The 8,318-nt window shown below is 71.3% G+C and carries 6 protein-coding genes; all 6 read right to left on the bottom strand.

Annotation, left to right across the window (positions count from 1 at the left end; all coding sequences use genetic code 11):
• Positions 1–201: hypothetical protein (locus EFK10_RS42510; protein WP_164836385.1), on the bottom strand; the 201-nt coding region annotated here is incomplete at its 3' end.
• A gap of 15 nt (positions 202–216) precedes the next feature.
• Positions 217–1,638, bottom strand: a complete 1,422-nt coding sequence (gene murD, locus EFK10_RS42505; protein ID WP_127360988.1) for a UDP-N-acetylmuramoyl-L-alanine--D-glutamate ligase — start codon at positions 1,636–1,638, stop codon at positions 217–219.
• A 640-nt stretch (positions 1,639–2,278) separates the two neighbouring features.
• The gene (gene mraY, locus EFK10_RS42500) at positions 2,279–3,343 is read right to left on the bottom strand and encodes a phospho-N-acetylmuramoyl-pentapeptide-transferase (protein ID WP_127360987.1); all 1,065 of its coding nucleotides are present in this window, start codon (positions 3,341–3,343) and stop codon (positions 2,279–2,281) included.
• A complete protein-coding gene (locus tag EFK10_RS42495) occupies positions 3,343–4,743 on the bottom strand; it encodes a UDP-N-acetylmuramoyl-tripeptide--D-alanyl-D-alanine ligase (protein ID WP_127360986.1) in 1,401 nt (466 codons plus the stop codon). The genes mraY and EFK10_RS42495 overlap by 1 nt, the downstream gene beginning before the upstream one ends.
• Positions 4,740–6,329, bottom strand: coding sequence for a UDP-N-acetylmuramoyl-L-alanyl-D-glutamate--2,6-diaminopimelate ligase (locus EFK10_RS42490; RefSeq protein WP_407647252.1), 1,590 nt, complete (start codon positions 6,327–6,329; stop codon positions 4,740–4,742). Before EFK10_RS42490 ends, EFK10_RS42495 begins: the two co-directional genes overlap by 4 nt.
• Before the next feature lie 83 nt (positions 6,330–6,412).
• A partial coding sequence (locus EFK10_RS42485) for a peptidoglycan D,D-transpeptidase FtsI family protein (RefSeq protein WP_164836384.1) occupies positions 6,413–8,318 on the bottom strand: 1,906 nt, incomplete at its 5' end.

The following is an 8,318-nucleotide window of genomic DNA, read 5'->3' as shown; positions in this document are numbered from 1 at the left end:
CGGGTGCGGGGCCCGCAGGCGCCCGGCGGGTCGCGGCACGGAGGCCCGTGACGGGCGGGCCGTGGTGCGCTCGCTCAGGGCGAGGCCCGCGGCGACCGGCACGATGCCGGGTACGAGGGCGTCGCGCAGGGTTTGCCCGGCTCCCCCCGCGACAGCCCGGACGCGGGAAAAGAGACTGCCGTCGTGGTCGTCGGCCGTCATGTCCCTCCTTGATGCCTACGTGGCTGTCGGCAAGTCCCGTACGGCCTGGGCGAAGGCGTCTCCGCGGACGTTGTAGTTCGCGAACATGTCCATCGAGGCACAGGCCGGGGCCAGCAGGACCGTGTCGCCGGGTTGGGCGAGACCGGCCGCAGCGGCGACCGCCGCCGCCATCGCCCCAGTGTCGGTGCGGTCGAGGTCGACGACCGGGACCTCGGGCGCGTGTCGCGCGAGCGCTTCCCGGATGAGGGCACGCTCGGCGCCGATGAGCACGACGCCACGCAGCCGCTTGGCGACGCCCGTGACCAGGTCGTCGAAGGTGGCGCCTTTGGCGAGGCCGCCGGCGATCCAGACGATGGGCTCGTACGCCGCCAACGAGGCTTCGGCGGCATGGGTGTTGGTGGCCTTGGAGTCGTCCACGTACGCGACGTCGTTCACCGTGGCGACGTGCGCGATGCGGTGGGCGTCGGGCGTGAAGGCCCGCAGGCCGTCGCGTACGGCGGCCGGCGGCACGCCGAAGGCGCGGGCCAGGGCGGCCGCGGCGAGGGCGTTGGCGATGTTGTGCGGCACCGGCGGGTTGACGTCGGAGACCTCGGCCAGCTCCTGCGCGTTCATCTGCCGGTCCTCGACGAAGGCCCGGTCGAGCAGGATGCCGTCCACGACCCCGAACTCCGACGGCCGCGGGCTGCCGAGCGTGAACCCGATCGCCCGGGCGCCCTCTTCCACGTCCGCCTCGCGGACGAGCGCTTCGGTTGCCGGGTCGGCGACGTTGTAGACGCAGGCGACCTGGTTGCCCTCGTAGATACGGCCCTTGTCTGCCGCGTACGCCTCCATGGAGCCGTGCCAGTCCAGGTGGTCCGGCGCGATATTGAGGATGGCGGCGGAGTGGGCGCGGATGGAGGGCGCCCAGTGCAACTGGTAGCTGGACAGTTCGACCGCGAGCACGTCGTACGGCTCGTCGCCGAGGACGACGTCCAGGAGTGATACGCCGATGTTGCCGACCGCGGCCGTACGGAGGCCTGCGGCCCGCAGAATGCTCGCCAGCATCTGGACGGTCGTCGTCTTGCCGTTCGTCCCGGTGACGGCCAGCCAGGGGGCCGCGTCGGGCCCGCGCAGGCGCCACGCGAGCTCCACGTCGCCCCACACCGGTACGCCGGCCTCTGCGGCGGCCGCGAACAGCGGCTTGTCCGGCCGCCAGCCGGGCGTGGTGACGATCAGCTCCGTGCCCTCCGGCAGCGTCGCCCCATCCCCGAGCCGCACCCTGATCCCGAGGGCCTCCAGCTCCGCCGCCTGGGCCCGTGCCCGCTCGTCGTCGCCGTCATTGACGACGGTGACGTCCGCACCGAGGTCGCGCAGCACCTTGGCCGCCGGAATCCCACTGACGCCGAGCCCGGCAACGGTGACCTGCCGTCCTTGCAGCTCGACCCGCGTCGCGGTCACGCCGCCACCCCCTGTGCCTGGTTGCGGCCCAATTCTCTTTGCGCCTCTTGCACCGCTTCGAGGGCATCGAGATCGCTGCGCCGGACTCCGTCCGCCGTGGCAGGGACACCACCCGCGCCTTCGCACGGTACCTGGTTACCGCCTCGTCGGCACCAGCCGGCGAGTGGCCGCGCGCACCCCTTTTTCTGCGCCTCTCGCACCGCTTCGCAGGCTTCGAGTCGCTGCGCCGGACTCTCCCCCAGACTCCGTCTGGGAGGTGCCCCCCTCCGTCCTGCCAGGGGCACTGCACCGCGCCACCTGCTGGTGGACAGTTGCGGCCTCGTCGGCGCCTGCCGGCGAGTGGGCCGTGCTGCGCCAGCCCCAGTTCCTCCCCCAAGCACTGCGTGCAGGGGGGACCCCCAAAGCGGAGTGCCTGCCCACAGCCCGGAGTCGTCCGCGGCATGGCCGCCCACGCCCGCCAGGGCGTAGGGCGGGGTCCGGGGCGCAGCCCCGAACGGGTCCGGGTGGGGGCACCTCCCAAACGAAGGTTTGGGGGAGAGCCCGGTTTCGGGAAGGGACGGGGTGGGGGACAGTCCCGCCGCAGCCGGGCCCGCACCGGCCGCGCGGGCGGCCGGAGCAGGGTAAGCGGGCGGAGCAGGCCTCACTTCGCTGCCACCCAGCCCGCGTAGAAGAGACCGAGGCCTACTGCCATGCACATGCCTTGGATGATCCAGAAGCGGACGACGACGAGGACTTCGCCCCAGCCCTTGAGTTCGAAGTGGTGCTGGAGGGGGGCCATGCGGAAGACGCGCTTGCCGGTGAGGCGGAAGGAGCCGACCTGGATGACGACGGACATGGTGATGAGGACGAAGAGGCCGCCGAGGATGGCGATGAGCAGCTCGGTGCGGGAGAGGATCGCCAGGCCGGCCAGGGCGCCGCCGAGCGCGAGCGCCCCCGTGTCGCCCATGAAGATCTTGGCGGGCGAGGTGTTCCACCACAGGAAGCCGAAGCAGGCGCCCATCAGGGCTGCGGCGACGACGGCCAGGTCGAGTGGATTACGGACCTCGTAACACGCGCTGTCGGCGATGAGCGGGTTGCCGCACCACTGGCCGTACTGCCAGACGCCGATGACGGTGTAGGCGGCGAAGACCATGACGGAGGCGCCGGTGGCGAGGCCGTCGAGGCCGTCGGTGAGGTTCACGCCGTTGGACATGGCGAGAATCATGAAGAGCGCCCAGATGACGAAGATCACCGGGCCGACCGACCAGCCGAAGTCCTGGGTGAAGGACAGCTTCGTGGAGGCCGGCGTCTGGCCCCGGGCGTCGGCGAACTGCAGCGACAGGACGGCGAAGGCGATGCCGACGATCAGCTGGCCGGCCATCTTCGCCTTGGCGCGCAGGCCGAGGCTGCGCTGCTTGACGATCTTGATGTAGTCGTCCAGGAAGCCGACCAGGCCCATGCCGGTGAAGAGGAAGAGCACCAGCACGCCGGAGATGGTCGGCCGCTCGGAGGTGATCACCTTCGTGACGGCGTACGCGATGAGCGTGGCCAGGATGAAGGCGATGCCGCCCATGGTGGGCGTGCCGCGCTTGCTGTGGTGTTCCTTGGGACCGTCGTCCCGGATGAACTGGCCGTAGCCCTTGCGGGCCAGCAGCTTGATCAGCAGCGGGGTACCGACCAGTGACAGGAACAGGCTGATGACACCGGAGATGAGAATCTGCTTCATCAGGCGGTGACCCCGCCCTCAGCGCCGTCGAGAAGCGCGATCGCCACCCGCTCCAGGCCCACCGACCGCGATGCCTTCACCAGCACGACGTCTCCCGGACGCAGTTCGCTGCGCAACAGATCGATCGCCGCCTCAGCGTCGGACACGTGCACCGACTCCTCACCCCACGAACCCTCGTTGTAGGCGCCCATTTGCAGCCAGGCGGCCGCAGGGCCGCCCACCGCCACGAGCTTGCTGACGTTGAGCCGGACGGCAAGCCGCCCGACCGCGTCGTGCTCGGTGAGGGATTCCCCTCCGAGCTCCGCCATCTCGCCGAGCACCGCCCACGTACGCCGGCCCCGGCCCATGGCCGCGAGCGCGCGCAGGGCGGCCCGCATGGAGTCGGGGTTCGCGTTGTAGGCGTCATTGACCACCGTCACGCCGTCCGGCCGATCGACGACCTCCATACGCCAGCGGGAGAGCGTCCCGGCCGTGGAGAGCGCGGTGGCGATCTCCTCGACGGACATGCCCAGTTCACGGGCGACGGCGGCCGCGGCGAGCGCGTTCGACACGTGATGCTCACCGTACAGGCGCAAGGTCACTTCGCTGCACCCGGTAGGTGTAACGAGTGTGAATACCGCCTGACCTCGGGTGTTGAGTCGTACGTTCTCGGCCCGTACGTCCGCGTCTGGGGCCTCGCCGAAGAGGACGACGCGCGCCTTGGTTCGACTCGACATGGCCCGTACGAGGGGGTCGTCGGCGTTGAGGACGGCGAGGCCGTCCTCGGGGAGGGCCTCGACGAGTTCGCCCTTGCCCAGGGCGATCTGCTCGCGGCCGCCGAACTCGCCGATGTGGGCGGTGCCGACGTTGAGGACGACGCCGATGCGGGGCGGGGTCAGTTCGGTGAGGTAGCGGATGTGACCGATGCCACGGGAGCCCATCTCCAGCACCAGGTGCCGGGTGGACTCGTCGGCGCGCAGTGCGGTCAGCGGCAGCCCGATCTCGTTGTTGAGCGAGCCGGACGGCCAGACGGTCGGCGCGATCCGCTCCAGGAGCTGGGCGATCAGGTCCTTGGTGCTGGTCTTGCCCGCCGAGCCGGTGAGGGCGACGAGGGTGGCGCCCAGCCGTTCGATGACGTACTTCGCGAGCCTGCCCATGGCGGCCTGTACGTCGTCCACGACGATCGCGGGCACGCCGACCGGCCGGGTGACCAGGACGGCGACAGCGCCCGCCTCGACGGCTTGCCCGGCGTAGTCGTGGCCGTCGACGTGCTCGCCGTTGAAGGCGACGAAGAGGCTGCCGGGCTCGACCTTGCGGGAGTCGATGACCACGGCCCCGGTGACGAGGGCCTGTGGGTCCGGTATGTCGTGCGTGCTCCCGCCGACCGCGTGTGCGACCTCGGCGAGGGTGAGTGGGATCACAGCTGGTCCTGGTCCTTCTCGTTCTGGATGGCCTGGATGGCCGTGCGCAGGACGTCGCGGTCATCGAAGGGCCTGATCACCCCGGCGATGTCCTGGCCCTGCTCATGGCCCTTGCCCGCGACCAGCACGGTGTCCCCGGGGCGGGCGCGGGCGACGGCGGCGGTGATGGCGGCGGCCCGGTCGGGCTCCACCACGACGTGACCGCGCTCGTGGGCGGGGACCTCGGCGGCCCCGGCCAGCATGGCGGCGAGGATGGCGAGGGGGTCCTCCGAGCGCGGGTTGTCGGCGGTCAGTACGGCGGTGTCGGACAGCCGCGCGGCGGCGGCGCCCATGGGGCCGCGCTTGGTGGTGTCGCGGTCGCCACCGCAGCCGATGACGATGTGCAGGCTGCCGTCGGTGACCTTGCGCAGGGCACGCAGCACGGACTCAACGGCGTCGGTCTTGTGCGCATAGTCCACGACCGCCAGATACGGCTGCCCTGCGTCGACCCGTTCAAGGCGGCCCGGCACGCCCGGCACGGCGGCGACGCCCTCGGCGGCGTGCTGCGGGTCGATCCCGGCGGTGACCAGGGCGGTGATGGCGGCCAGCGCGTTGGCGACGTTGAAGGGCCCGGGCAGCGGCGCGGCGGCGGCGACCTGTTCGCCCTTGGGGCCGACGGCGGTGAAGCGGGAGCCCATCGGGCCGATCTCGACGCCCTCGGCGCGCCAGTCGGCGTCGGGGTGGCCCTCGGCGGAGAAGGTGGTCACCGGGACCGTGGCCTCGACTGCGAGCCGGCGGCCGTACTCGTCGTCGATGTTGACCACGCCCAGCCGGGCCCGGCTGGGGGTGAACAGCTGCGCCTTGGCCTGGAAGTAGTCCTCCATGTCGGAGTGGAATTCCATGTGCTCGGGGCTGAGGTTGGTGAAGACGGCGACGTCGAAGACCGCGCCGTCCACCCGGCCGAGCACCAGCGCGTGGCTGGAGACCTCCATGACGACCGACTCCACGCCGCGCTCGCGCATCACCGCGAACAGCGCCTGGAGGTCGGTGGCCTCGGGGGTCGTACGTTCGCTCTTGAGCCGCTCGTCGCCGATCCGCGACTCGACCGTGCCGATCAGGCCCGTCGCGGTGCCGTGTACGGACCGCAGACCGCCCTCGACCAGATACGCGGTGGTGGTCTTCCCGGAGGTGCCGGTGATGCCGATCTGCAGCAGGGCGTCACCCGGCCGGTCGTAGATCGTGGCGGCCAGCTCGCCCATCCGGGAGCGGGGGTTGTCCACCGCCAGCACCGGCAGGCCGGTGGCGGCGACGCGCTCGGCGCCGGCCGGATCGGTGAGGACGGCGACCGCCCCGAGCTCTGCGGCCTGGGCGGCGAAGTCGGCGCCGTGGAGGCGGGCGCCGGGCAGGGCCGCGTAGACGTCGCCGGGGCGGACGGCCCGGGAGTCGTGGGTGATGCCGGTGGCGTGGACCTGCGAGGACACGGACGGCAGCGCGGCGCCGAGCCGGTCGGCCAGCTCCGCCAGCGGCTTGGGCCGGACCTGCGACGGGCGGGGGGCACCCGGCCGTTTCGCTCCGGGTTTTCCTTGGGACTGATCAGCGAGTGGCACGGCGGTGAGAGTACCCGCCGGGCCGGTCCCGGGGCCAAAAGAGGCCCCGGGTGGGGAGGAGGGCGTGATTCCGCTCACGGCTGTCACGATTTCGACGGGTTCCAGTCGACCGGCAGGCTGGGCGCCTTGGTCCCGGTGGGCTCGACCCTCAGCTTCTTCAGGGCGAACTCCATGACGTTCTTGAAGACCGGGCCGCAGATCTGGCCGCCGAAGTAGCTGCCGCTGGTCGGGTTCTGGATCACGCAGGAGACGGTGATCCGGGGCTTGTCGGCAGGCGCGAAGCCCATGAAGGATGCCGTGTAGCCGCTGTACAGACCGGTTTCCGGGTCCACCCGGTTGGCCGTGCCGGTCTTGCCCGCCACGCGGTAGCCGGCGATCCGGGCCTTGATGCCGGTGCCCTGCTCGTCGCCCACGACCGACTCCAGCATCTGGGAGAGCGTGGTGGCGGTCTGCCGGCTGACGACGCGGGTCTTCTTGGGGCTCGCCGCGGGGACGTACTTGCCGTCGGCGCCGGTGGTGCCCTTGACGAGGCTGGGCTCGACGCGTACGCCGCCGTTGGCGATCGTGGAGTAGACGGAGGTGGCCTGCAGGGCGTTGAGGGACAGACCCTGGCCGAAGGGGATCGTGTACTGCTGCGAGGCGTTCCAGTCCTGCGGCTTGGCCAGGATGCCGGAGGTCTCGCCCGGGAAGCCGAGGCCGGTCTGCTGACCGATCCCGAACTTCCGCAAGTACGAGTAGAGCACCTTGTTCGCCTGCTTCTGGGTCTTGCCGAGTTGTTCGGCGGCGAGGATCGTGCCGATGTTGCTGGACTTGGCGAGTACCCCGTTGAGCGTGAGATGCCACGTGCCGTGGTCCACGTCGTCGTGGAAGACGCGGTCCGCGCGGGGAAGGGTTCCCGGGACCGTGACCTTGGTGGTGGGGGTGGCCACGCCCGAGTCCAGGACGGCGGCCATCGACATCAGCTTGCTGACGCTGCCGGGCTCGTACGCGTCCTGGAGGGCGGCGTTGCCCATGGCGGAGGAGTCGGCCTTGCTGAGGTCGTTGGGGTCGTAGCCGGGTGAGTTCGCCATGGCCAGGATCTCGCCCGTCTGCGAGTCCTGGACGATGACGTAGCCCCGGTCGGCGGAGGACTGGCTGACCTGGTCGCTGATGGCCTGCTGGGCCGCCCACTGGATGTCCCGGTCGATGGTCAGCTCGACCGTGGAGCCGGGCTGGGCGGCCTTCTCCCGTACGCCGGCGGTCGGGATCCGGCGGCCACCGGACTGGGCGTAGGTGATCGTGCCGTCCTTGCCGGCCAGCTCGGTGTTGTACTGCTGCTCCAGGCCGCCGCCGCCCTTGCCCTCGGAGTTGACGAAGCCGATGAGGCCGGCGGCGAGGTCGTTGTTGGGGTAGACGCGCTTGCTGTGCGCCTGGTGGAAGACGCCGAGCAGGACGTTGGCGCCCTTGCCCTTGGCGGCGAGGGCGCTCTGCAGGTCCTTGATCTGGTTCCAGACCTGGGGCGACTGCTGCTTGGCGATGACCTCGTTGCGGGAGCCGGGGTAGTTCGCGAGCTGCTTGGCGATCTTCTTCGCATCGCCGCCGACGATGGGCGCGAGCAGCTCCGCCGCCTGCTCCGGCGCGTCGTCGACGTTCGTATCGGCCTTCGTGAAGAGCATCGGGTCGGCGATGATGTCGTACGCGTCCACCGTGTTCGCCAGGTCCACGCCGTCCCGGTCGGTGATCGTGCCGCGCTCGGCGGCCAGTGTCGCCGTGAGGTAGCGGTCGGCCTCGGCCTTCGAGGTGAACGCGGAGGCGTCGATCGCCTGCACCTGCAGCAGCCGTACGACGAACGTCAGCATCACCAGGGTCAGCGCCAGGCTCACCAGCCGCAGCCGCGGCCTCGGCTTGCCCAGCCGCAGCGTCGCGCCCCCGGAGGCCGCCACCGGCCTCCTGCCGGGCGGCCGGCGCCGTGCCGCCCCCTGCGCCGCCGCATTGCCCGGGGCGCGCTGC

The organism is Streptomyces soli, from assembly GCF_003999195.1.
GTDB classification, from domain to species: domain Bacteria; phylum Actinomycetota; class Actinomycetes; order Streptomycetales; family Streptomycetaceae; genus Actinacidiphila; species Actinacidiphila soli.
This window is presented reverse-complemented; position numbering and strand designations above follow the sequence as displayed.